This is a genomic window from Desulfopila aestuarii DSM 18488 (assembly GCF_900143695.1).
In the GTDB taxonomy this organism is placed as follows: Bacteria; Desulfobacterota; Desulfobulbia; order Desulfobulbales; family Desulfocapsaceae; genus Desulfopila; species Desulfopila aestuarii.
In genome coordinates this window covers 1-23,891 of sequence record NZ_FRFE01000028.1, presented here as the reverse complement: position 1 = coordinate 23,891, position 23,891 = coordinate 1, and the positions used below count along the sequence as shown (strand labels likewise).

The 23,891-nt window shown below is 53.4% G+C and carries 20 protein-coding genes; 11 read left to right on the top strand and 9 right to left on the bottom strand.

Going from position 1 to position 23,891, the window contains the following annotated elements; translation table 11 throughout:
• Window positions 1-158 precede the first annotated feature (158 nt).
• Window positions 159-1,154, bottom strand: a complete 996-nt coding sequence (locus BUF15_RS20590) for a methyltransferase (protein ID WP_073615605.1) — start codon at window positions 1,152-1,154, stop codon at window positions 159-161.
• 178 nt (window positions 1,155-1,332) lie between these two features.
• On the opposite strand from BUF15_RS20590, the gene BUF15_RS20585 reads away from it, so the two are divergent.
• Both BUF15_RS20585 and BUF15_RS20580 read left to right on the top strand, forming a co-directional pair.
• Entirely contained in the window at window positions 1,333-1,725 is a 393-nt protein-coding gene (locus tag BUF15_RS20585; RefSeq protein ID WP_073615604.1) for a HEAT repeat domain-containing protein, read from the top strand.
• On the top strand, window positions 1,722-1,973 hold the full coding sequence (locus BUF15_RS20580; RefSeq protein WP_073615603.1) for a hypothetical protein: 252 nt from the start codon (window positions 1,722-1,724) through the stop codon (window positions 1,971-1,973). Before BUF15_RS20585 ends, BUF15_RS20580 begins: the two co-directional genes overlap by 4 nt.
• A gap of 4 nt (window positions 1,974-1,977) precedes the next feature.
• On the opposite strand, the gene BUF15_RS20575 is transcribed toward BUF15_RS20580, so the two are convergent.
• Window positions 1,978-3,531 carry a sensor domain-containing diguanylate cyclase gene (locus BUF15_RS20575; RefSeq protein ID WP_073615602.1) on the bottom strand — a complete coding sequence of 518 codons (1,554 nt, stop codon included), beginning with the start codon at window positions 3,529-3,531 and terminating at the stop codon, window positions 1,978-1,980.
• Window positions 3,532-3,925: 394 nt separating this feature from the next.
• On the opposite strand from BUF15_RS20575, the gene BUF15_RS26645 reads away from it, so the two are divergent.
• The 4 genes from BUF15_RS26645 (at window position 3,926) to BUF15_RS20550 (ending at window position 8,118) form a co-directional block, all read left to right on the top strand.
• Window positions 3,926-5,272 (top strand): UPF0149 family protein, encoded by a 1,347-nt coding sequence (locus BUF15_RS26645; protein WP_084554297.1) that lies wholly within the window; start codon window positions 3,926-3,928, stop codon window positions 5,270-5,272.
• Between the two features lie 470 nt (window positions 5,273-5,742).
• On the top strand, window positions 5,743-6,204 hold the full coding sequence (locus tag BUF15_RS20560; RefSeq protein WP_073615601.1) for a hypothetical protein: 462 nt from the start codon (window positions 5,743-5,745) through the stop codon (window positions 6,202-6,204).
• On the top strand, window positions 6,201-7,766 hold the full coding sequence (locus BUF15_RS20555) for a two-component system sensor histidine kinase NtrB (RefSeq protein ID WP_073615600.1): 1,566 nt from the start codon (window positions 6,201-6,203) through the stop codon (window positions 7,764-7,766). The genes BUF15_RS20560 and BUF15_RS20555 overlap by 4 nt, the downstream gene beginning before the upstream one ends.
• Window positions 7,759-8,118, top strand: a complete 360-nt coding sequence (locus BUF15_RS20550; RefSeq protein WP_073615637.1) for a response regulator — start codon at window positions 7,759-7,761, stop codon at window positions 8,116-8,118. The genes BUF15_RS20555 and BUF15_RS20550 overlap by 8 nt, the downstream gene beginning before the upstream one ends.
• Window positions 8,119-8,387: 269 nt before the next feature.
• Here the strand turns inward: BUF15_RS20550 and BUF15_RS20545 are convergent, their stop codons facing one another.
• The 7 genes from BUF15_RS20545 to BUF15_RS20515 form a co-directional block, all read right to left on the bottom strand.
• Window positions 8,388-10,472: a molybdopterin-dependent oxidoreductase gene (locus BUF15_RS20545; RefSeq protein WP_073615599.1), complete on the bottom strand. Its 2,085-nt coding sequence runs from the start codon at window positions 10,470-10,472 to the stop codon at window positions 8,388-8,390.
• A 50-nt stretch (window positions 10,473-10,522) separates the two neighbouring features.
• A complete protein-coding gene (locus tag BUF15_RS20540) occupies window positions 10,523-11,296 on the bottom strand; it encodes a 2Fe-2S iron-sulfur cluster-binding protein (protein WP_073615598.1) in 774 nt (257 codons plus the stop codon).
• 9 nt (window positions 11,297-11,305) lie between these two features.
• Window positions 11,306-11,755 carry a CBS domain-containing protein gene (locus BUF15_RS20535; RefSeq protein ID WP_073615597.1) on the bottom strand — a complete coding sequence of 150 codons (450 nt, stop codon included), beginning with the start codon at window positions 11,753-11,755 and terminating at the stop codon, window positions 11,306-11,308.
• Between the two features lie 7 nt (window positions 11,756-11,762).
• The gene (locus tag BUF15_RS20530) at window positions 11,763-11,972 is read right to left on the bottom strand and encodes a hypothetical protein (RefSeq protein ID WP_073615596.1); all 210 of its coding nucleotides are present in this window, start codon (window positions 11,970-11,972) and stop codon (window positions 11,763-11,765) included.
• Window positions 11,973-11,998: 26 nt separating this feature from the next.
• Window positions 11,999-14,161, bottom strand: coding sequence for an FAD-dependent oxidoreductase (locus BUF15_RS20525; RefSeq protein ID WP_073615595.1), 2,163 nt, complete (start codon window positions 14,159-14,161; stop codon window positions 11,999-12,001).
• Between the two features lie 78 nt (window positions 14,162-14,239).
• Complete coding sequence (locus BUF15_RS20520) at window positions 14,240-14,755, bottom strand: 4Fe-4S dicluster domain-containing protein (RefSeq protein ID WP_073615594.1); 516 nt, start codon at window positions 14,753-14,755, stop codon at window positions 14,240-14,242.
• A gap of 426 nt (window positions 14,756-15,181) precedes the next feature.
• Complete coding sequence (locus tag BUF15_RS20515; RefSeq protein WP_073615593.1) at window positions 15,182-15,658, bottom strand: ferritin-like domain-containing protein; 477 nt, start codon at window positions 15,656-15,658, stop codon at window positions 15,182-15,184.
• A 550-nt stretch (window positions 15,659-16,208) separates the two neighbouring features.
• Here BUF15_RS20515 and BUF15_RS20510 point away from each other — a divergent pair.
• From BUF15_RS20510 to BUF15_RS20490, 5 genes are all read left to right on the top strand, one after another.
• On the top strand, window positions 16,209-17,876 hold the full coding sequence (locus BUF15_RS20510) for a GAF domain-containing protein (RefSeq protein ID WP_073615592.1): 1,668 nt from the start codon (window positions 16,209-16,211) through the stop codon (window positions 17,874-17,876).
• 144 nt (window positions 17,877-18,020) lie between these two features.
• A complete protein-coding gene (locus BUF15_RS20505; protein ID WP_073615591.1) occupies window positions 18,021-19,001 on the top strand; it encodes a protein-tyrosine phosphatase family protein in 981 nt (326 codons plus the stop codon).
• Complete coding sequence (locus BUF15_RS20500; RefSeq protein ID WP_073615590.1) at window positions 18,998-20,428, top strand: sigma-54-dependent transcriptional regulator; 1,431 nt, start codon at window positions 18,998-19,000, stop codon at window positions 20,426-20,428. The genes BUF15_RS20505 and BUF15_RS20500 overlap by 4 nt, the downstream gene beginning before the upstream one ends.
• Window positions 20,429-20,723: 295 nt before the next feature.
• Window positions 20,724-23,198, top strand: coding sequence for a helix-turn-helix domain-containing protein (locus tag BUF15_RS20495; RefSeq protein ID WP_073615589.1), 2,475 nt, complete (start codon window positions 20,724-20,726; stop codon window positions 23,196-23,198).
• A gap of 124 nt (window positions 23,199-23,322) precedes the next feature.
• Window positions 23,323-23,745, top strand: a complete 423-nt coding sequence (locus BUF15_RS20490; protein WP_073615588.1) for a thioesterase family protein — start codon at window positions 23,323-23,325, stop codon at window positions 23,743-23,745.
• Window positions 23,746-23,891 lie beyond the last annotated feature (146 nt).

The window sequence follows — 23,891 nt, the reverse complement described above, 5'->3', positions numbered from 1 at the left end:
TACAAATGGACTCTGGAAAAAAATCGATATATGCCCCGCAGGAAATGCCCTTGGGGTACGAGGCGTAGTATCGTAAACGTCGATTTGACAGTACACATGGTACGGCGAATCGACGTTTACGATCTACAACGAAGTAGATCGGGCTTTTTACGAGTCCGTCAACCTTTTCTGCCCGCTAAAATTGAGGAATCGTTGGGGGCTCTGAACTGGTAACGGGTAATATCCTCGACCCCCGCTTTTTCCAGCATATCCCTGATTTCCTGCTCAGAGTAGGAGCGGCCGCCATTACCGGCCAGCAGCATGTTAAGCGAAAAGAGCGCCGGGAACTCTGGGCCGTCCTTCGTATTGTCGAGGATAAAGTCATGCACCAGAATCATCCCGTTCGGCTCAAGCGCTTCAACGGTTCGTGCGATCAGTTCCTCACAGGCTTCAAGAGTATTGCTATGGAGAATCTGCGAAAGCCAGGCGACATCGTAAGGGCCGCCGCTGATATCATCGACGGTAAAATCGCCACCTATAAAATCGATCCGGTCACTCACTCCGAACCTCTCCGCGGTCCGCCGGGCAAAAGGTTCAGTGGTCGGCCTATCGAGAATAACCGCCCGTAACCCCGGATTGGCCAAACAAAACTGGATGGCATAGGTGCCGGGGCCGCCACCGAGATCGAGAAGGCGCCGGCGGTCGCTAAGCGAGATCTCCTTGGCAATCGCCGGGGCAATAGCCATGGCCAGATTGAACATGCCCATCAGAAAACTCTCTCGCTCCGTATCGATGCCATACGAGCGTTTTTTCACGGCCTCTCCAGTTTTCACCGCCTGATCGAGCTGAGCCCAGCCATCCAGAAGATGGTGATGGTGCATGATGATATGCCCCATATAACGTGGTGAATCTGCAACCAGTAACTCCTGAGCGGCATCGCTGTTACGGTAGACCTCACCCTCCTTGATCAGCAGCCCCATGGCGGAGAGCGCATCAAGGAGCAGGACCGTAGCCCGTTCATCGCAATCGAGTTTTACTGCCAGATCATCAGCCGGCAGCGCCCCTCCGGCCAGACCAGTGAATATTTTGAGCCGTACCCCCGCCTGCAGGGTGCAACCGGTCCAGTAACCGCTCGAAACGCTCAACAGCATTCCAGGATTCCATACTTTAGCCATACCCCCTCCCTGTCAAAAAGAATGGTACAAAGCTACATGATCCAGAACTCCGGGAGCAGCAGTAAATTATGCGCACGGCCCGAAAAAGCTTGCCAACCCTCTCGATTGCCAGCACTGTATGAACCGCTGCGAACAAAATGTTACCTTTATTCTACCAATTTCAGCGCAACAGGCAACTATGACGGATGTAAGCGATACAGAACTGAAAAAAGTGATCGCCGATTTTCTTGAGATGGGCCATGTGGAAAATATCGTGGCCATGTTTCGACGTGAGCCAGCCTATTATAGCTGGACAGGGGAAATTCTCGATGATGAACGGTTCGCGGTCCGGGTCGGCGTATCCGTGCTGTTTGAGGAGTTGAAAAATATTCAGCCAGAAAAGCTCTCACTGGCCATCCCGTCACTGATCAAGCTACTTGCTTCTGACTCCCCCACCATGCGGGGTGAAGCGATCGGCGTACTCGGATTGATCGGTACGGCTGAAGCAGTTGCCCACATTCAGGCAATGCAGGAAGATCCCAGCCCCCAAGTGCGGGAAATGGTGGAAATGGTACTGGAGGAACTCTCATGAACCGCTTTCCCTGGTGGGGTTCGGTATTACTGGCCATTCTGGCCTATTGCAGCCTGAAATATGGGGTGAGGGAACTGCTTCCTGAAGAACACCGTCTGCTTGGCCTTCTCCAGCTGCTTGCCCCACTTGCGGCCATGGCACTCCTACTCCTTGCCGGCAAACAGCTTTACGACCATGACGATGGAGAGTCCACCACGGAAATTGAAGACGACTCCCTGGAAAATAACGGGGAAAAAGCAGACGAATGAACTATTATCGGTACCGCTCGACGTTACCTTCCTCATAATAGCGGTTTTTGTCCTCGAACATCCGCTTGTCCGCCAGGTTCACCACCTCCTGCGGGCCGTTCTCAATGGAACAGGCCACGCCGAAGCTGATATGCACCCGCTCCTCGGTGACCTTGCCGCTCACCTCATCAACACAGGGTACCCGCAGAGTCTCCATACCCTTCCTGATCCTTTTAACCAGCTCATCGGCATGAGCCAGCGTCGTTGACGGACAGATGATCACCACCTCATCGCCGCCAAGCCGGAAGACCAGATCGGATTGCCGCGCCGCCTGACTGAGTAGATTGGCGCAGGAGCGAATCATCATGTCACCCGCCGGATGCCCATAGGTATCGTTGATACGCTTGAGACCGTTGATGTCACCGAAAATGACAGAAAACGGCTTCTCCGGACGCGCCTTCTCCTGCCATTCTGCCAGCACCCGATCAAAATAGTTGCGGTTGTAAAGCCCTGTCAGGTGGTCGGTGTTTGAATAGCGTTCCAGTTCCAGCGCCTGGATGCGGGAACGGGTCATACCACGGATAGTCTCGAGAAAAACTTCCAGGGTCCGCCGTTCACCCTCATCAAGGCTTCGCCCCTTGATGAAAAGTTTGAAGCAGTAGACAGTCTGGCCGTGGATCGATGTTGAACGGATACCACCGCCAAAAACCTGCCAGTCCTCACCCTCGATGGAAGAGAGGGTTTCCTCATCGTTATCAAGGCTGACACTGGCAAAACCGAGAACGTAAGGGTGCACCTGGAGAAGAAACGTCGTGTCTTTCTGCGAGACACCGCGAAAGGCCATATAGGGAATAATCTTGGGCCGCGGCCCTTCTACCAGGAGACCGAAACCACGATCGGGAAAAATAGTTTCAAATCTCTTCAAAAGTAGATGGAAGATCTCGTCAAGGTCATCAAAGCGGCTCACCTCAACCGAAATATCAAGCAATGCTGAAAAAATCTCATTCTGCTGATCCGCTTTCTCTTTCAGTTGTGCCATCTCGGAATGAGACGTCTCGACGAAAGTCTTTAAGACCTGGACCAGGATCAAGGCCAAGAGGATAATTCCCTGCAGCTCAAGAACCTGCCGGTTCTCGATGGCCATGCCTGAAGAAAACAAGTGGTCAATACCAAATGCCCCTGCCACCGCCAAAGGGTAGAGCCACAGCGCAAACTGCCAGCGGACGAACACGCCGTAATAGATAACGACAAAGATAAGCGTAACGGCCCAGTACAGACTCCCATTCGCCAGAAGCATGTAGGTGAAATAGCCTGGCATGGTAACAGCGAGAGCCAGTTCATAGTAAAGTTTGTGCCCTATCTGCCACTCTTCTCTAGGGTAAAAAACAAATGGCACAAACGCCGCGACAACCAGCATCCGGAGAACGAAATTGGTAACATCGGCGGGATTGTAATGGAGAGCGAAGTAAAAGAGTAGATGCGCCAGAACCCCAAACCATCCGAAGATCCGCACAAAAGGCATATACAACCGGTAATCCCAGCTGAAGATGTTTTTTCTCAGTTGTGCGGCAGTCAGCATGTTTTCTCGATGATCTGTTTTTCTCGTTTATAGGGCAATTATGGCAATACTGAAAAAAAATACGCCCCAGATTGTTACACTCCTACCTTAAGCTGGCAAGAAAAAAGAACGTGGAGGAACAGATATTTCCATAATATCTACGCCCTATCAGTCACTGACATCCCCCGCAACTGATCACCTGGCGTCTGTTACCGAAGACTGTTTTCTTTTCCGGCAGATGAAGTATATTCAGAGGGTTGCCGAAATACTTTTTTCAGAGAAAACACCGGCCAACCCATATACTTTACTGCATTTTCGCACCTTCCCTTCATGGCAGACAGTCATCTGCGTTCAGGTGCAAAATACGTAATCACCGTCTGACTCCACTCTTATTTTTATACTACACGACAACACCATGCTATCTCCAACAGAAAAGACACTTTTGCAGGAACTGCTCGCCCGCGCACCAATCCCCGAACAGACCATGAGCTACAATGAACTTATGGGCTTTATGTTCGGCCTTGCCATCACCCCGGTAGCAATCCCACCGGATGAATGGATGGTGGCTATCTTCGGTGAAGACGACTCGGAAATCACCGCCATGGACCAGGCCCGATCGATGAGCATTGTACTGAGTCAGGTTTTTGCTACCTTTATCGCGAAAAAAGAGCGGGATGATCTTCCATTCCCCTATGAGCTGGAAACCCTTGAGCACTGTGATCTTGAAGAGGTGTTGGAGTGGGTGTCCGGCTTCGAAGAGGCTCTGGGACTCAGACCGGAGATCTGGGAACCTGGCGATGATTCGTCGCTTGCGCCGCAGATGGTCGAGGAGCTGTATTTCAGCCTGATGGTCATTCAGGGTCTCGTTGATCCCGAGGAGATTATGCCCTTTTTTGAGCAACTGCCCGACGAAGTCTTTGCCCAGGCATTTTCACATTTCGACCCCGATCAGCAAAACCGGGAGCTGCAGATTGATGCCTTTCTGCTGTCAACCCTCCCGCTTGCCGTCAAGACCCTGCGCAGCTATGCAGAGGCAATTGGCGCCGATATGCCGGCCGGGACACAGCCCGATATATCAGCCGCCTTAAAACCGCCAGTCTTTCCTGCCCCGACGCCTCCTGCTGCCAAAAGCGCACGCAAAGCCAATGTTATCAAGGTCGATTTCGGCTCAGGCAAGAAAAAACCAAAAGCAAAAGCGGAGCATCTGGCCTACCAATTCAAAATTTCCCTGCAAGGTGCCAAACCACCAATCTGGCGCAGAGTGCTGGTTCCTGACACGGTGACGCTCGCCGATCTCCACGAGATCATTCAGCTGACCATGGGCTGGTTTGACAGCCACCTCCACCAGTTCCAGATCGGCAGGAAAGCCTACGGGCCAGAGCTGGACGACGATTGGGGAATGGAGCCCATTGCCAATGAAGAGGAATACACTCTCCACAACCTTGCCAAAGACCTTGCGCCCCACTTTTCCTATACCTACGATTTCGGCGATGACTGGGAACACCGAATAACCGTTGAAAAGACCCTGCCAATAAACGAAGGAAAGCCCTACCCGGTGCTCATCAAAGGCAAACGCGCCTGCCCTCCTGAAGATTGCGGCGGCATCTGGGGCTATATGGAATTTCTGGAGGCCTATAGCGATCCGGAACATGAGGAGCATGCATCAATGCAGGAATGGGCCGGACCGGACTTTCAACCGGAACGCTTCGACCAGGACGAAATCGACGAGATCAATGAAGCCTTAAAGGATATGTTTGATTAGGACCCTTCCTGCTTCGGCCTCTTCTCCGCGACAACCTGCCGGACACCATCCGGCACCATCCCGCTCTTTCAAACCAGGATTCCGGATCACATACAGTGATCCGGCACCTGCAACCGAGATGTTGCCCCAACACGTGGGTGCCGGTCGGCAAGACTCTTATTTTTACCATAATAAACAGCACATTATATCGACGCAACATTTTCGATGCACTTTGTCACAGCAGCTGCAATTATTTGCTATTACCTCTCAGCTTATGGGAAATGTGTTTTTTTTTGCAATTTTCCGGCAAAGGGTGCAGCATGAAAGCTGCACTTCCCGTTGTCATCTCTGAAAAGAAGCCATCACAGGCAGCGCGTCTATTATGAAAAGTCGTGACAACCACATGTTATGCAGGGACATTTACACCATTTCCAACATCCGGTGATTCAGGCACGTTAGATGCTAGTAGCAGATCATCATACGAGGAAAACATGCGCATTCACCATCTCTCATCCATAATCGTACTCATCCTGACCTTCGGGTTCGCCGACAGTGCCATGGCGCTCCAGACCCACGGTGCGCCAGAGGGCATCTATGTCCACCAGATGGCCCATATCCTTTTTATATCCGCCCTCGCCTATCTCTCCTGGCACACCCGCCGGACCCAGGAAACCTCGTTGAAGGGATGGCGATTCTTCCAGATATTCTGCATATTCCTGATCTGCTGGAATGCTCTGGCATTCACCGGCCACCTCACTTTTGAACATCTTCAGGAAAGTGATTTCATGGCCGAGGATGAATGGCAGGCCCGACTCGCGCCCCCTATTACGTTTATCAAAGCGCTCTATTACCTCACGAAGATGGATCACTTCCTTCTCGTCCCGGCCCTCATAGCCCTGGTCCTCAGTCTCCGTACATTTTATATCGAAGCTCTCGGGGAGGCAAAAAAATGAACGGCCTCTCCCTCATTCCGGCGGTGACCGTGGAATTTGTCGGCTCTGCACTGGTCATCCTCCTCGCCTTTATTGCCCTCCGCTACGCCTGGGCATTAATACGACTGGAGCCGGACAACTTCATCTGGGGATTTCTCTGGTATTTCAGTATCGCCCTGGCCGCCTTTGCCATCTCGCGCGGCGTCGGCCATATCATTCGCATCTGCCTCGTTTTTTCCGACCAACAGGATCTATGGCGACGGCTATCACCGCTCTCCGGCGGCTTCAATACCATGCTGATGATCTCGGTTGCCGCCGTAACCATTTATTATCATAAAGGACTTGCCGCCTATAAGGCCATCCGCTCCGAAGCCCAGAAGCTGGCAGAGGCGAACCAGAAACTCGCTGGAAGTGCGGACCAGCTGCAGCGGCTGAACACCAATCTTGAAGGTCTTGTCGAGGACAGGACCCGGGATCTGTCCGAGTCGGAACGAAAATTCCGCAACTTTTTCGAAAATTCAAAAGATATCGTTTATTTTTGCGATCTCGACGGCAACATCACCAATATCAACAGCAGCGGCATAGAACTGCTCGGGGCCGGCCGCGACCACCCCGTCAATTTCCACAAGCTCTTTGCTGACCCGAACGTGCTGAAACAGTATCTCACTGCGATAGAAGCCAAAGGATATGTCAGCGATCTGGATGTTGAACTGACCGGTCACGACGGTATCCCGCGTCACATCCTGCTGGCCGCCAATGCCAGATATAGTACCAACGGGCGAATGATAGGCTATGAAGGGATCGGCAAGGACATGACCCGGCTGCGGACCATCACCGAGCAGCTCATCAACCACGAAAAAATGGCCTCGGTTGGTGAAATGGCCGCCGGTATCGCTCACGAAATCAACACCCCTCTAGGTATCATCCTGGGTTACTCCCAGCTGATGCTGGATGATTTCGAAAAAGATTCCGAGCCCTACGCCACCATGCAGGTGATCGAACGGCAGACCAAGGTCTGCCGTCGCATTGTGGCTGACCTGCTGAAGTTCTCCCGCCAGGCGGAAAGCCAGAAAAGTTCAATCAACCTCAATGAAATTATCAAAGAGGTGCTCGCCGTCACCGAGCACAACCTCAATATACATAAGATACAGGTGATCCGGGAATTTACTGACGAATTGCCCCAGATAACAGGCGATGCCGAAAAGCTGCACCAGGTGTTCATTAATCTGTTCAACAACGCCCAGTACGCCATGGATGGCGGCGGTGAGCTCACGATTACCACCTTCTCAACGCCTGCTGGTGTCCGGGTCAGTGTCAGCGACACCGGCATCGGCATCGACGATGAGATTAAAAACAAGATTTTCGACCCGTTTTTTACCACCAAGGAAGTGGGCAAGGGAACCGGGCTCGGCTTATCGGTGACCTACGGTATCGTCCAGGAACATAACGGGACCATTGAGGTGGAAAGCCCGGTTATCGGCTCCGGGCACGACACCCTCCGACCAGGCACCTCATTTCAGATAACCTTTCCTTTCGCTCCCCGCGATAGCGCCGACTCCATGGAGGACCATGAAAATGGCTGAAATACTTGTACTTGACGATGTGGCCGATGCGGCAATGCTGATCAAAAAAATCCTCACGCGGAAAGGGCATACGGTCCACACCTTCACCGAGGAAGAAACAGCCATTACCTTTGCCGGAAACAACCGGATGGATCTGGCCATCCTCGACATCAAACTCAAGAAGATGAGCGGTATTCAGGTGCTGGAACGGTTGAAAAAAGCAACACCGGCGATGAAAGCCATCATGCTCACCGGCTATCCAACCCTTGAAACGGCTAGAGAGGCACTTGAACTTGGCGCCAGCGAATATTGTGTGAAACCGCTCGACAAACAGCAACTGGAAGATAAAGTAGCGGAAGTACTGGCCCGCTGAGACTGCGGCCGGAAGACTGGATGGCAGAAAATCAAGTACTGCACGAAATCACTTGATTCGCGAGGACTCTCTAAAACTTTTCTCAACATTTTAAGGATGAAACCTCGCGATTCACAAGTGAACCTCAAGCCCCCACCCTGTAGAAGCGTGTTGAAACAATTGTTGCAGAATTATATACCTCCGACAGCGCAGTATGCCCTGCCGGAGTGAACCATCTTAATGCAGGCTTGCCGGCAGACCCAAGTAACGTCTGCCTGCAAGCCTGACTCTTAAGCTTTTCGCACCGTCACAAAGTGCTCTTGATAGGCGATAGCCCCGCCGGCTCGATCCCATTTATCCAAGCCGCCGCGCATGAAATTCTGATCAGCAATCCCCTTGCCGAATGCACGGCTCTCAACAGGTAGCCGATGTCCAAAACCGTGAATGATGAACACCGCTTCAGGGTGAATCAGGTCGGTCACCTTGGCAACAGTCGTTTCAGAATAATCCCGCTGTGATACCACAACCCTGTCACCGTTACTTATCCCCAGTTTAGCGGCCGCCTGACTGTTGATCCACAGCGGATTAACCGACATCTGCTCGAAGAGCAGCGGGTTATTGACCGTATGGCCCTGAGTATGCACTGCACAGCGGCCGAAAGTGAGACGGAATGATCCCTCCGGCGGAGTCTCCGGAGCCTCGAATGGCTTGAGCGACTTTAGACCTGCCTTCTCAAGTTTTTCGGATATAATCTCAAGTTTGCCGCTCGGTGTTTTGAACTTCAGTTTATCCATATCACGGTAGATCGGCTTGTCCGCCAGGTTCACCATACCGGTGGCGTTGAAATCCTTCGCCTGGACGCCAGTGCCCTCCAGCTGAAAGCGCCAGATGTCCTCGATGGAGTCGAAAACCAGTTCATTCAAACCCAGTCTCTTGGCCAGGCCACCGACGATTTCCCAGTCGGCCTTGGAGTCATACCGCGGTTCGATCGCCCTGTGCCGGACAAAGAATTGCGGCTTGAGGGCATTTTTGGTGGCGATGACGCTTTCCCGCTCCAGGTAGGGCGAAAGCGGCAGGACCACATCGGAATACCAGGCAGTGTCAGACCAGCTGAAGGTCACCGAGACCAACAGATCGAGATTATTGAACATCGCCCGGAGCCGATCAGGATCGGGGAAGCCCATCAGCGGATCATGGCGGTAGGCGATATAGGCCTTGACTGGATAGGGGTCCTGACTTTCTATCGCCTCGTACATCAGGTGGGCAAGACCAGGTCCCTCTTCGAAATGCGTATAGCGCCAGCCGAGACCGTCAGCCCGCTTGTCTGCCGGTTTCGGGTAGAGATCAACAAATGCCTTCAGGTCGGCACGGCCCACATCACCCGGTTTGCTGACCAGGGGCATCCCGCCCTTGGCACCAAAAGAACCGAGCAGCGCGTTGATGATATAGGCGGTACGGCAGACGTAAAACGAATCCCGGTAGCGCGCAGCCATCCAGCCGGGATGCCAGATCACCGCACCTTTGGCTGCCACCAGCTCGCGTACGAACTGGCGCAACTCCGCCGGGGCAATGCCGGTTTCGGCCTCCGCCCACTCCGGGCTGTAGGGTTCGATAAACTGCTCCAGCTCCCGCAATCCCTCGATATAGCGGCCGACGTACTTTTCATTGAAGAGCCGTTTTTTGATTAATTCGTGGATGACCGCCAGGTTGAAGGCGTAATCGGAGCCGGGTCGCACCTGAAAGTAGCGGGTGGCCTTGGAGGCGGTGATCGTGGCGCGGATGTCAATAACCGTCAATTTGCAGCCATTTTCCATGGCGTCCATGAGGTTGTTGACTTCCTGGACATTGATAGCCTCGAAGATGTTACGCAGCTGCAGAACCACATGTTTTGCGTTTTTGAAATCATAGGCCATGCTCTTTCGTCCCATCCCTGTGACGGACAAGCTGGCGTGCTGCACATTCCGTGCACATGAAGAGTCGTGATTGCAGTAGTTGGGGCTGCCCAGGCCGCGCAGCAAGGCTCGGTGCATGTCGCGAAACGGCCCGCCGCGATCGGTGAGGGCGATGCCCTTGGCACCATATTTATCCTTGACCTCCGTTAATTTCCCGGCGACATAATCAAACGCCTCATCCCAGCTGACGCTTCGCCATTTCCCCTCTCCCCGTGCACCGACACGGATCAGAGGCGTCTGGGGCCGTTCAGGATCGGTAATCAGCGCATTGCCGGCGGCACCCCGCGGGCATACCGCGCCTTTCATCGCCGGAACATTGGGATTACCCTGAATAAACGTCACCTGCCCGTCTTCAACCGTAACCTTGATCGGACATCTCACAGTACACATCCCGCATACACTGAAAACAGATTGAGCAACCATTGATATTTCTCCTTGCTATGGGTGTACAGGCAGCTTGCCACTGCCGCTTGTTATTTGTTGGTTTGTTGTCGAGGCGGTTGTTTCTCCAAAACCTGCAGCCTGTCGGAAAAGAGCTTGGCGCAATGAGCACAATAGTTATGATGCTCCTTCACCTGCGGATGGGGAGCGGTCCGTTCCTCCATCAGCCGGATCTGCTTTTCCGTCGCGTAATATTTCCCGCAGCCCTGGCAGCGAAGAAGGGCATGCCGACCAAAGACTGTGCCCCGGATGGACACCGCCCGCACACCGCCATCCTCGTTGATCGTTATCGCCTGGGTGGGGCAGATATTTGCACAGGTGCCGCAGCCGATGCAGCGCTCAGGGTCGGGAATTACCATTTGCCGGCCATCACATTTTTCCATGCGCAGGGCTTCCTTGCCGATGATCTCCTTGCAGACCCGGATACACAGACGACAGCGTATGCAGCCGTCGGGCGCCGGCGGCAGGGTTATCCCTTCTTTCTCGGCCAGAGTATGGATCCGCTCAGACATGGGAGCCATGTCGAAGAGTTTCATCAGGGCCCTGGTTCTGGCCTGATGCACCTCATCCCCTTTGGTCCATAACCTCAGTCCCGGCTTGACTTTCAGCAGGCAGCTCAACATGACTGCCTTCTTACCGGAGCTCTGCTCCACCGCTACGGCGCAGACCTTGCACGATCCGGACGGTTTCAAGGCAGGGTGGTGACAGAGGGTGGGGATATGAATGTTCCTGGCCCGCGCCACCTGGAGCACAGTAATCTCCGCCTCAGCCTCTATCGCCTGATCGTTGATGTAGAGTGTTATCATCGATTGTCCTTAGTCATTTGGCGCATCATGCAGCGCGTCAATATACGTTTGCAGATGTTGCACTTCGCCGTAAAGAAAAGAATTTTCTGCAAGTAACAGGTTGCTTAAAGAGACCATGACAAGGCCCTGGGTCGTCACCACCGGCATGTATTCCCAACCCGCCTCGTTCATGGTTGTTATGACTACCCCAACCGGCAGTTCCGGGTCTATCGGTTCAGGTCTTTGGGTAATCGCCACGGACACAGGGCCTTCCCAGGCCTGTTGCGATGAGGGTGCCGTGGCTAGCAGCCGAATGATATCGCCCCGGCTCACCACCCCTTGCAGCCCATCGTCCCCGACAACCAGCGCCCCTGTGGCATCAGCCATGGAGATCGCTTGAACCGCCTTGCCAAGACTGGTCGCAGCGGTAACCTCTACCAGTTTGGCCCGGCAGATATCGAGAACGTCGGCCAGTCGCATCTATGGTTTACTCCAGTTTCTCAAGACAATCCTGTGGAAGGCGATAGGTCCCCTTGTCTTCGAGGCTGACCTCAATCAGGGCATCCGGATCGTTGATCTGGGTATCCGGATCGGTGACAATCCCCCGGCTGCCGATCAGCCCATCCATATAGTCCTCCCAGCTTTCGTCGGTGCTGCGCTGCAGCACCCGCACCATCTGACCTCTATGGAATACCATCACAGTTCTCCTTTACCTTGTTTATATCAGTTGGTGACCATAATCGTGGATCCGCCCTGATGGCCTTTTTTCCGGGCACAGACATCGCATTGCTGGCCTTCCGTGCCGGTTTTGACGGCAAGTGCGCCCAATCGGCCCTGGATGAATTTCAGATATCGCTCAGTACCAATAACCGAACCGCAGTCAGAACAATAGACCAGGGGCTGCCTGCTAAGAATGGTGCCGCAGAGCGAGAGAATCCGCTCTGCACCACGATCCTCGATGCGCATTGCCCCAGTCGGGCAGTTGGCGGCACAGGCACCGCAGCTGATGCAACGCTGTTCTGTACGGCGGAAATCGCTCTCGTGCGGATGCTCGAAGGAGAGGTAGCCAAGCGCCAGGGCATCTACCCCCATCTTCTCCTTACAGACCGTGACACACTTCCCGCAGCGCCTGCAGATATCACAGCGCAGGCATCGCCGCGCCTCTTCCCTGGTCTGGTTTTCCGAGTAACCGAGTTCGACCTGCTGGAAGGTCGTGCGACGCCGATCGATATTGAGAAGCGGCATCTCCGGTCGCTTCAGGGCCATCTTGGTATGGGCCGGGACATCAATATAGGGAATGCGCTGATGGCGTACCGGCACGGGCGGCAGTTTGGGTTGGGGGATGCTGGTGAGAAAGCGATTAATGGCGTTGGCCGCCCTTTTGCCACCACCTATGGCCTCGATCACCGTCGCCGGTCCGGTAACGGCATCACCTGCGGCGAATACTCCGGCCAGACTGGTTTCCATGGTAATGGTATTTGCGCGAATGGTGTCGCGATGCGTCCAGGCCAGATCCGGCATGCCGGCAAACCACTCCTGCTCGATGCGCTGGCCGATGGCGCTGATGATCGCATCGGTGGGGAGGTCGTAGTCGCTCCCCTCGATCGGCTTGGGTGACTGGCGGTTGGAACCGGGGACGGTCACCAACCTGGCCTTGAGGCAGCGCAAACCATTCACCCTGCCACTCTCACCGGTCACGGCCATGGGGATGGTGAGCATCTCAAAATGCACACCCTCCTCTTCCGCCTGCTCAACTTCTTCATGATCGGCCGGCATCTCATTGCGGGTCCGGCGGTAGGCGATAGTCACCTGCTCGCTGCCGAGCCGCAGACAGGTCCGGGCCGCGTCGATTGCCACGTTGCCGCCGCCAATGACCACAACGTTCCTGCCGGGACAACGTCGCTCGCCAAGCGCCACCCGACGGAGGAAGTCGACCGCCCCATGTACCTGGGGAAAATCCGTTTCTCCTTCAATGCCAAGGTTAAACGAGGCATGAGCCCCCACCGCAAAAAAGAAGGCTTCAAAGCCCTCTTCGCGGAGCGACAGCAGATCGACGTCCTTGCCGAAACGGGTGTTATACTGAAACTCGACACCCAGTTCTTCGATCTTGGCAACTTCACGATCAATAATATCCGATGGCAGCCGGTAACGCGGAATGCCCACCAGAATCATGCCGCCGGCCCGGGGCAACGCTTCGATCACCCTCACCGTATGTCCCTGCAGAGCGAGATAGTATGCAGCACTCAGACCTCCCGGACCGGCACCAATGACGCAGACCTTGCGCCCGGTGGCCGGGCTCTGGCCGGGGTTGAGGTAGCGGCCCCAGGACATTGCCCTTTCGGCGGCGAAGGCCTTCAGAAACTTGATAGACACGGGGCTGTCAATCCGGGCCCGGACACACATCATCTCACAGGGCCGGGTACAGACCAGTCCACACACCCAGGGCAGCGGATTGTCCCGCCGAATGACCTCGATAGCCTCTTCGTCACGCCCGAGGGCGATAAGCGAAAGATAGGTCGGCACGTCAATCCCAGCCGGGCACGCCATCTGGCAGGGGGCCGGTGTCAGATGGTCACAGACTCCGACAGCACAATTGTGGTGGAGGGCATGGCTGCGAAAGACCTCACTGTGTTCAAGCAGGCGCTCCTGCAACCATTGGCCGACCTCAACTCCCGAGGGGTCGTCGGTGAAGGAGCAGAGTTCCGCGACCCGGGCATCAATGCACGGGAGGTGTTCCGCTCCCGCCCTGGCTGCGACAATATCCTGGACAAGGGTGGAGATCTCCTCGATCAGACGACGACCGCGGGGATGGACGACTCGACGATCAGCAGGAATTTTCTTCAGCTCCAACAACGTCTCGTGCACCGGGCATTGGTTAAGGCTCATGTCAGACTCTCAAAGCGAACAGGAAACAAGGAGGGCAGGCTGCCATTGACAACAAACGCTCCCCCTCAGTAAAAGACTTCAGAATGATCCATTCTCGAAGGTCGTTACCGCTTCAGCATGGCGCTTCCGTTTCTTCTCGGTCATCGCCTGCCCTTCCCCGAATTCGAGACACTGGGTGGTGCAGGTGGTTACACAGGCGGGTTTCAATCCCTGATCGATCCGATCCTTGCAATAATCGCACTTGACCACTTTACCGAGTTCCGGCTGCCACTGCGGTGCACCCCAGGGGCATGCGGCAATGCAGGTTTTGCATCCGACACAGAGATCATGCTCAACAAAGACAATCCCGTCACTGGCTCGCTGCTGCATAGCTCCGGTGGGACAAGCGGCGACACACCAGGGATTTTCACAATGAAAACAGAGCATAAAGACGAAGGAGGTCCGCGGCAGACCACTGATCATTTTCGGCCCGACCTCGACAATCTGGCATAATCGCGGGCCCTGCGGCAGTTTCTTATTGGCTTTACATTGGACTTCACAGGCATGACAGCCAATGCATTTGCGGGTATCCTGGGCGAGATGGTACCGGCTCATGAAAACTCTCCTTTAGTTTTTAAAAAAATAGTAGCGAAGTAGCGATCTCTTCGTTCTGATCCATATGCCTTTGAGAAGCATTGACCATCGCCTCTTTTACTGGGTAAGGCAAACATTCAGTATCACCTGAATGGGTTCTCTTGAGTTTCAGCAAATCTATCTAGCAAGTTTCGTACCAAAGCATCCCTCCGGAGCGATTACCAGCCGGCCAGCATGTCTGAAAAAAATATCTATAATTACAGCATTCAAGACAATTTAAAAAACTTCCTGGGCCATCGCCCGGATCAAACCATACTAGTAATGGAGCTCTCTCATCTCCGGCGCAACATTGATGTTTCAACTCCGGCGCCTGCAAAAATAACCCAAATAACTGAAAAGATTGCGTAATAGTATACATCTGACGATGCAACATATTTGCTGCAGAACTCAGTCACCCAACTCAGCCATGTAGTCATCGAGGGTGGTTTCCAGAGCCAACTTATGTTTGGCCTCTTCCTGGCAGAGCATTTTAAAAAGCTTGCGAGCCGCATCATCTTCCGCTTTTGCGAGCAGGAGGTTATAAAGCTCCAGGGCTTTCTCCTCCCGTTTGGCGGCAAGCATGAGAATGTCCCGATAGGGCATGCCTGGGGTGTAGACCAAGTCCGCAACATAGTTGCTGCGCTTGATGTCTGTGATCCAGGTAAACGTATACGTATCCACCAGCGCAGCATCGCTGCCACCACTGCCGCTTTTGAGGTTCTCGAGTAGTCTGCGATGCTTATCCTCCTCAGCGGCGAACTGCAGAAAGAGGTGTTTCTTCCCATCCTGCACTTCTCTCTCGCCGACGCTGCGATAAAAATCGGCTGCCTCTTGTTCCTGGGAGATGGCAAAATCAATGATACCTTTCAGGCTATCGAAATCCATAGGTTATCCTCATATGCAAAGGGTTGCTGTCGATGGTACATGAACATCGGCGTTATTCCTTTCGACCCGACTGAATACATCCCGGCGAGCACTCTCCGGATCTATTGCATTCTTTATTCCAATCACAAAAATTGCTGACAATCAAGCCTGAGAAAAATTTCATCTTTTTGATATACTGACACATAATTCGGATAGCAACTGATCGGCACGAGATAACACCTGAACGGAATCAGCATATCACTCGATAGCGCTGCAACGTTTTTGCTGCACCTCCGCTATCGAGAGTGACCAAACCTCCCGCCGAGAGACAGGCTATCCGAATAGCAGCAGCCAGCAAAACATGACCTCATATGCCTCCTGGCCATTGTTGTATTGAAATTGGCCACTATTGGAGTGGAATTTGCAAAACCTGGATTAACACCAGCCGACGATCCCATGGGCATGCCCCAAACACCGTCTCTATGCCGTCGCAGCTGATCAATCTCTTCAAATCTATAGCATACGACATTTAACGGGCAATACGCTATCCCAGATGTTAGGAAATGAGAAAATGGAATCCACAGAGCACCTGAATGACCGACTATTGTTAACAGTATTTCAGGAAGTGACCCGGCTCATCAGTATGGCACGAGACCCGCAGGAGGTAATGGATCTCGTGGTGCAGCGGCTGCCACCACTGCTGAAAGTGGACGCCGCCACTATCAGGCTCCTTGACGAGAGCACCAACACCTACACGCTTGGCGCCGCCCATGGCGTTTCAGATGAATATCTTTCCCGCCCAATCATTGATTCAGAAGAGGTGATGGCTGAACTGCAGCGGGGGCATCCCACCGCCAGGAGCCATCTTGATCGTCATTGTCATCATAAAAGCTGCCGACAGGTGCAGCAAGAAGGGGTAAAAAGTGCACTTTCCCTGCCCATCCTTTTCCTTGATAAGGTTATCGGCATTCTGCGCCTTCTGACCCGCTCCAGACGCCGTTTTACCGAAAGAGAGATCAACTTTGCGATGTCGCTTGCCGAACAGGTGGGAATAGCCCTTTCCAGAACTAGAATGTTTGAGGAGATGGTGAGTCAGGTGAAGTTTCTCGAAGCACTCCGGCTCATCTCAAAGCTCGTCAACTCAACCCTGGATCTTGATCGTATCTTAACCAGCATTGTTGAACGATTACCAACAATTTTAGGTGTAAAGGCGTGCACCATCCGCCTGCTGCAACCGGCCACCAACAGGCTGGAACTCGTCGCCGCCTCAGGCCTGTCCGAGGAATACCTGCAAAGAGGTTCGATCAGCAGGGAAGATTCCATCTTCAAGGTCCTACGCGGCGAACCGGTCGCCATCTTCGATGCCACCAAGGACCCCCGTGTCGACTATCACGAGGCCATCGCCAAAGAGGGAATCAAGTCTATTCTGGCCATCCCGATCAGAAATCAGCTGGAGATCATCGGTGTTCTGCGGCTTCTTACCCGTGAGCACCATGTGTTCACCCCGGCTGAAATACATTTTGCCATGACAGTCGCCGAAGAAGGCGGCAACGCCATCGAAAAAGCCAGAACATACCGGAAAATCAATCTGCTCTTTAACCAGATCGAGGAGCAGGAGCGATTTCTGCAAACCATCATGGATTCACTCTGGATGCAGATCCTGGTGCTGAGCCCTGACCGGCGGGTGGTCATGGCCAACCGGATGTTTCTGGAAACGCATAACATGAGCGAAAAAGAGGTGCTGGGCAAACGGTATGAGACAGCATCGCCCTGGTCAAGCACCGCGGCCTCTCAATCGGCGTTGGCAACGGTACTCAGCGGCAAGGCCTCGGTGGCCATCCTCGATCAGCTCGATTCCGACACCGGCATGAACTGGCTTGAGCGCCATCTGACCCCGGTGCTTGACGATCACGGCGAGGTTGAATTTGTGATTGAGGCTGTGCGCAACATCACCGACCAGAAACTTCTCGAACAGGAACGACTGGAAAGGGTAAAGCTCGAAGGCGTAATAGAGATGGCCGGCTCCGCCGCACATCAGCTGAACTCCCCGCTTTTCGCGGCACTCGGAACCGCCCAGCTACTGCGCGACGATCTGAAATCAGGCGAGGCTCTCGACGATCTGGACATGATCATCAGGAACCTGAAGGAAATTTCGGAACTTACCCATAAAATGACAAAAGTTACAGGCTATAAGAGCACACCCTATGTCGGCAATACCACCATCGTCGAGCTCAAGTAACATCCAGACAAGTCTTTGCAAGACTGAGCAACAACTGCAAGATATTTGAGCGTTTTCCAGTCTCCGCCTCATCTGCACGTTGCCTCAATCCACTTTTGTGCTGTATAGTTGAAAGACCATTATACATAGAGACACCGGACACCGATGCTAACCTATCCCCTCACCTGGATCACCAGCCACCTCGCCGTAGGCCATGCCCCGATGTCCTACGATGAGCTCGACTCCCTCCGCAAGCAGGGCATTGATGCCATCGTCAACCTCTGCGGTGAATTCTGCGACCTGCATGAGATCGAGGAAACAGCAGGATTTGAGGTCTTTTTCCTCCCGATAGAAGATGAAAACGCGCCGCAGATGGCGGAGATGGAAGAAGCACTTGCCTGGCTCGACGAGGCGGTGTATCTCGGTAAAAAGGTCCTGGTCCACTGCCGTCACGGTATTGGCAGAACCGGTACCTTCGTCACCGCCTATCTCCTCAGGCGCGGTTTCAGCATGAGAAAAGCGGCAAAGCTCCTGAAGAAAATGGAAACGCGGGCAAACCCCACCAATTTCTCCCAATGGTGGTTACTTCGCAAGTTCGGCAAAAAAGAAGGGCAACTCACCATCCATGAGCCCGAACCCCAGAACAGAAAACATGACGAGCTTACGCCATTCTTTCGCCGTTATGAACTGCTGCTGGGTCACATTGACGCCAATGCAGACACTTCTATCGAACACCATGACGAGGCCAAATGTTGCCAGCGTGACAATGTCGAGATCTCACTGATCGAGGCCCTCTATCTGCACACCAAGGCCGGTGTCGCCCTTTCGGCAAAGAAAAGAAAGGAGTTACTGGAGTCAGACAACAGCGACGACAGCAGCTGCATCTTGTTCATGGGCGCCGAGAGTCCGCTTCATCCATATCGTCCTGCCAGCTGCCGGCTTTTGGAAAGCGCCTTCCCTGATGGCTTTGCGGACCGCATCGAAAAAGACCTTGCGCATCTTTCCCAGGAAGTGTTTGCTGCGGTTTTCAGTATCGGAACCGACGCAGTCCCGCCGCCGGTACAGATCGACGAAGTCCTCTCCGGCAGGTTCATTCAGCGATATTTTCAAATACTGGCCACCAGAAAACCCAACACTGGATCATGACCGAAACAGAGAAAGAACACCATACCACCCGGAAGCGACTCCTGATCGTTGATGACGAGCCGGACATGCTCAACATGCTGCGCATGGTCTTCACCAAAAAACTCCACTGCGATGTCTGTACCGCCCGTTCCGGCCTTATTGCCCTCCAGCAGCTCAAAGAGTGTCGCCCCGACGCGGTGGTGACCGACATCAAGATGCCCGATCTGGATGGGCTGGAGCTATTGTCGAAAATCCGCGACTACGATCCAACCATCTCCACCGTCATCATGACAGGTTACGGTACCATTGACCTTGCCGTCCGGGCACTGAAAGATGGCGCCTACGACTTTCTCCAAAAACCGTTTGATCAGGATCACATCGTCCGGGTAGTGAAAAACTGCCTGGAACGCACCACTCTGCTTCGTGCCAATGAACAGCTGCAACAGCAGATTGACACGCTTTCAGCCCCGGAAGGCTTCATCGGCCAGTCCCCCGCCCTCAGAAAAGTCCTCGACCTGATCAGCCGGGTGGCCGACACCGACGCCACCATCCTAATCCGAGGCGAAAGCGGTACCGGCAAAGAGCTGGCGGCCCGGGCGCTTCACAACCTGAGCAACAGGAAAAAGCAGCGGATGGTTACGGTCAACTGCCCCGCACTTCCAGAACACATTCTGGAAAGCGAACTCTTCGGTTACACCAGAGGTGCCTTTACCGGCGCTACCCAGGAGAAAAAAGGGCTTTTTCTTGAAGCGGATGGTTCCACTATTGTCCTGGACGAGATTGCCGACATTCCCGTCGCCCTACAGACAAAACTGCTGCGGGTACTGCAGGAAAAAGAGATCCAGCCTTTAGGACAAAACCGCACGTTCAAGATTGATGCCCGGGTAGTCGCCTCCACCAACCAGGATCTGGAAGCAAAGATCAAAGCCGGAGAATTCCGGGAAGACCTGTTTTACCGGCTGAACGTGGTGACCATCACCATGCCCAACCTGCAGGAGATGAAAGAGGATATTCCGCTGCTCATCCACCACTACCTCTCTCTTTTCAAGGAGCGGTACAAAAGGGAACACCTCAACCTCAGTCCCGAGGTCATCCATTATCTGAGCAACAAAAAATGGCCGGGAAACGTCCGGGAATTGCGTAATACGATCAAAAGAATCGTTCTGCTTTCGGCCAACGCCCTGGTGCATCTCTCTGATATTGAGGGAGGTGAAACGGAGTCCGCAAACAGTGCCCCGCTCGTCAACTTCTCCGAAGTCTACCACCTCCCTTATAACGATGCCAAAGCAGAAGTGGTCACCCGGTTTTCCGTAGAATACCTCTCTGCACTGCTGCAACGCCATAAAGGCAACGTCACCAATGCTGCTGCCGATTGCGGCATTGAGCGTCAGGGGCTCCAGCGACTGATGCGACGCTACAACATCGTGTCTGTCGATTTTAAACCTTGATGGCGTCGTAAAAACTCTCCACCTGCTTCGTTGCTGCAAATTTTCAATCGTTACGACGTACGTTGAGTACGCCGAAACGATTGAAAATTAGCGCGCCTCGCATATGAAGCTTTTTACTTAGCCATCCTCAAATTTGGGGTTTTTACGAACATGTCAACATTGACGACCGAGAGGAGACAGCGGCAGAAGGCTGGCACATTGAGAGAATACGTGTTAAAAATTATGCTCTTTTTTTAACCGCAAAATCTCTCGAGGCGTAAACAGCCACTCCCAATCGCCGTCTCCTCATGGACCAATGACATACGACAATCCTGAACTCCAGCTGGCGGAAGAGTTTCTTCACCACACCGGCTGCCATATATTTCTCACCGGCAAAGCCGGTACCGGCAAGACCACTTTTTTGCATAACATCCGCAAGAAGACGGCCAAGCGCATGGTAGTCACGGCACCCACCGGCGTAGCAGCCATCAATGCCGGTGGTGTCACGCTGCATTCGTTTTTCCAGCTGCCCTTTGGCCCATTTCCCCCCGGTTCCGATCCGCTGGCCCGGGAAAACCATCGGCTGAGTAAAGAAAAGCGAAATATTATCAAAAGCCTTGATCTGCTGGTGATCGACGAGATCAGCATGGTCCGTGCCGACCTGCTCGACCTGGTCGATATGGTACTCAGGCGCTATCGCCGTTTCGATATCCCTTTCGGTGGTGTGCAACTCCTGATGATCGGCGATCTGCACCAGTTGTCACCGGTAGTAAAAGAGGCCGAGTGGCAACTGCTGCGCCCCCACTACGACTCCCCCTATTTTTTTAGCTGTCGGGCTCTCAGCCAGGCCGAACTGGTCCCCATCGAGCTGAAACACATCTACCGACAGAGCGACACCACCTTTATCGAGCTGCTCAACCGGGTACGCGACAATAAATTGGACGCAGCATCTCTCGAACAATTGAACAAGAGATATATCCCCGACTTTTCGCCTGCGGACGAGGAAGGCTACATCACCCTCTCAACCCACAATAACAGTGCCGATGCAATCAATGCGACAAAACTGAAAGAACTGGCCGGCACCAGCCGTCACTTTAACGCCGAACTGGATGGTGAGTTTCCCGAGCATATCTACCCGACCGCGGCAGCTTTGCATTTGAAGGTCGGAGCGCAGGTCATGTTCGTAAAAAACGACACTGCGCCCGAAAAACGCTATTTCAACGGTAAAATCGGTCGTGTTGTCAAGATGTCGGAAAAAAATATTGAGGTCAGCTGCCCGGACGATCTCGAAACCATTGTGGTGGAACGCGCCAAATGGGAGAACATCGAATATACCATCGACCCGGAAAACGCCGAGATCTCTCAAAATACCATCGGCACCTTTGCGCAGTATCCCCTAAAACTTGCCTGGGCCATTACCATCCACAAGAGCCAGGGGCTCACCTTTGACCGGGCCATTATCGATGCCCAGGCCGCCTTTGCCCACGGCCAGGTCTATGTGGCGCTCAGTCGTTGCCGAACCCTGGAGGGGATGGTGCTGAGCGCACCGCTTACCCCCTCGGCAATTAAAACCGATCACACCGTCAACCGTTTTATCAAGGAGGCCGAGCAGCGAAAACCAACAGCAGAGCAGCTTGCCACAGCAACCACACGCTACCAGCAGCGACTCCTTATGGACTGCTTTAATTTCAGGATGCTTGGTACACGTTTGGGCCGCCTGGTTTCGCTCATCAATCGCTACGAAAGCGTCATCCAGCTGGTAGGAGCCGGTGACCTGAAGGAGATCCAGCAGCAAACAAACAAAGATATTTGTGCTGTAGGCGAGAATTTTCAGCGACAGCTGCACTCACTATTTTCGAGCGAGCTGCAACCGTCTGAGGACCCCACGATAACAGACCGGTTAAAAAAAGCGGCCTCCTATTTCCAAGGTAAATTTGCCGAAATCCTCATGCCGACCGTAGAGAACATTCTGGCCGAGACCGACAACAAGGAGATCCGTAAGCAGCTGAACAACAGTATCAGCCAATTACGGGAAGAGGCTGTGGTCAAGCTGGCTGCCGTCTCGTCATGCGCTCATGGCTTTTCCCCGGCCGACTACCTCAGGGCCCTGTCGACGGCAGAAATCGCCACCACCGCCCCCCGTCCCAAAGCTCCTTCGATAACCTATACCGAAGCCGATGTCGGTCATCCCGAACTCTTTGATGCGTTGAAAACCTGGCGAAAAGAAAAGGCAGCGACAAAAGGAGTTCAACTCTTTCAGATCATGCACCAGAAAACCCTGGTGCAGATCGCGGTCCACCTGCCGGATAACCTCACCGCCCTGAAAGGAATTCACGGTATAGGCAAAAAGATGGCCGCCGATTACGGCGAAGAGCTTATTGGCCTGGTGGGTGATTACCGCAAAGCTCATGGCATCACCACCGTGACCCTTCCGGATATGCCCATGCTGCAGCTGGCCATGGACGCTAAAAAGGAGAAAGCAGCCAAAGAACAGGTCGGCGATACCAAAGAGACGACCATCACCCTTTTTCGCCAGGGCAAGACCATTGCCCAGATTGCCCGTGAACGCGATCTCACCACCGCCACCATTGAAAATCATCTCGCCTATTATATTGAAAAAGGCGAATTGGAGATCCAGGCATTGGTGACAGACACCGATCGGGAACTTATTGAATCAATAGCCGGGAAACAGGAAAACCAGACCATGCGGGAGATTCGCAACGCCGCAGGTGAGATGGTCAGTTATGGGGATATTCGCTTTGTCCTTGCCTATCTGCGGAGTAAGGAGTGAGGGGCCAAGGAGTGTAATACGTTAGAAGTGGAAAAGAGATGTGTTGTCATCATATCCTTCCTAGATAACCATTGTTGGATGTACAGTTTTTAGATCCCTTTTTACTCTACAGGAGAAGAGAGAAATGAAAGAAACGTTGAAAGCTGGTATCCGATACGAACATACGTTCATCGTTCCCAAATCCAAAACCGTTCCCGCACTCTATCCTGAGGCAGAAGAATTTTTGGTAATGCCGGAAGTCTTCGCTACCGGCTTTTTGGTTGGGCTCTTTGAGTGGGCCTGCATCAAAGCAATCAAACCACATCTTGACTGGCCCAAAGAACAATCGGTCGGAACCTTCATCGAAGCAAGTCACTTGGCAGCAACGCCTCCTGGCTTAAAGGTTACGGTTTCTGTGGAGTTGGTAGCAGTTGACAGAAAGAAACTCACCTTCTCCGTCGAAGCTCACGATGGCATAGACCTCATCTCCCAAGGGCGGCATGAGCGTTTTGTTATCGACAAAGAAAAATTTGATTCCAGGCTTGAGGACAAGAAGGCAAACGCCTAACAGAAACGACATACCGCACAACCAACTGATCTAACTCTTTTGCCATTGGTTACGAACAGCCGCTTAAGGCTGTTCGTAAATGTCCGTCTCCTTAGAGCCTCTTGCAAAATGACCAGAGCGTGAGGCTTTGCACTGTGGCCACAAAT

What these genes read in the sequence shown, in the direction of transcription:
- BUF15_RS20575 (WP_073615602.1), bottom strand. Translation starts at nt 3,531, where the DNA reads ATGCTGACTGCCGCACAACTGAGAAAAAACATCTTCAGCTGGGATTAC.
- BUF15_RS20535 (WP_073615597.1), bottom strand. Translation starts at nt 11,755, where the DNA reads ATGCGACTGGCCGACGTTCTCGATATCTGCCGGGCCAAACTGGTAGAG.
- BUF15_RS20560 (WP_073615601.1), top strand. Translation starts at nt 5,743, where the DNA reads ATGCGCATTCACCATCTCTCATCCATAATCGTACTCATCCTGACCTTC.
- BUF15_RS20545 (WP_073615599.1), bottom strand. Translation starts at nt 10,472, where the DNA reads ATGGTTGCTCAATCTGTTTTCAGTGTATGCGGGATGTGTACTGTGAGA.
- BUF15_RS20555 (WP_073615600.1), top strand. Translation starts at nt 6,201, where the DNA reads ATGAACGGCCTCTCCCTCATTCCGGCGGTGACCGTGGAATTTGTCGGC.
- BUF15_RS20525 (WP_073615595.1), bottom strand. Translation starts at nt 14,161, where the DNA reads ATGAGCCTTAACCAATGCCCGGTGCACGAGACGTTGTTGGAGCTGAAG.
- BUF15_RS20540 (WP_073615598.1), bottom strand. Translation starts at nt 11,296, where the DNA reads ATGATAACACTCTACATCAACGATCAGGCGATAGAGGCTGAGGCGGAG.
- BUF15_RS20505 (WP_073615591.1), top strand. Translation starts at nt 18,021, where the DNA reads ATGCTAACCTATCCCCTCACCTGGATCACCAGCCACCTCGCCGTAGGC.
- BUF15_RS20520 (WP_073615594.1), bottom strand. Translation starts at nt 14,755, where the DNA reads ATGAGCCGGTACCATCTCGCCCAGGATACCCGCAAATGCATTGGCTGT.
- BUF15_RS20580 (WP_073615603.1), top strand. Translation starts at nt 1,722, where the DNA reads ATGAACCGCTTTCCCTGGTGGGGTTCGGTATTACTGGCCATTCTGGCC.
- BUF15_RS20490 (WP_073615588.1), top strand. Translation starts at nt 23,323, where the DNA reads ATGAAAGAAACGTTGAAAGCTGGTATCCGATACGAACATACGTTCATC.
- BUF15_RS20515 (WP_073615593.1), bottom strand. Translation starts at nt 15,658, where the DNA reads ATGGATTTCGATAGCCTGAAAGGTATCATTGATTTTGCCATCTCCCAG.
- BUF15_RS20495 (WP_073615589.1), top strand. Translation starts at nt 20,724, where the DNA reads ATGACATACGACAATCCTGAACTCCAGCTGGCGGAAGAGTTTCTTCAC.
- BUF15_RS20500 (WP_073615590.1), top strand. Translation starts at nt 18,998, where the DNA reads ATGACCGAAACAGAGAAAGAACACCATACCACCCGGAAGCGACTCCTG.
- BUF15_RS20550 (WP_073615637.1), top strand. Translation starts at nt 7,759, where the DNA reads ATGGCTGAAATACTTGTACTTGACGATGTGGCCGATGCGGCAATGCTG.
- BUF15_RS20530 (WP_073615596.1), bottom strand. Translation starts at nt 11,972, where the DNA reads ATGGTATTCCATAGAGGTCAGATGGTGCGGGTGCTGCAGCGCAGCACC.
- BUF15_RS26645 (WP_084554297.1), top strand. Translation starts at nt 3,926, where the DNA reads ATGCTATCTCCAACAGAAAAGACACTTTTGCAGGAACTGCTCGCCCGC.
- BUF15_RS20585 (WP_073615604.1), top strand. Translation starts at nt 1,333, where the DNA reads ATGACGGATGTAAGCGATACAGAACTGAAAAAAGTGATCGCCGATTTT.
- BUF15_RS20590 (WP_073615605.1), bottom strand. Translation starts at nt 1,154, where the DNA reads ATGGCTAAAGTATGGAATCCTGGAATGCTGTTGAGCGTTTCGAGCGGT.
- BUF15_RS20510 (WP_073615592.1), top strand. Translation starts at nt 16,209, where the DNA reads ATGGAATCCACAGAGCACCTGAATGACCGACTATTGTTAACAGTATTT.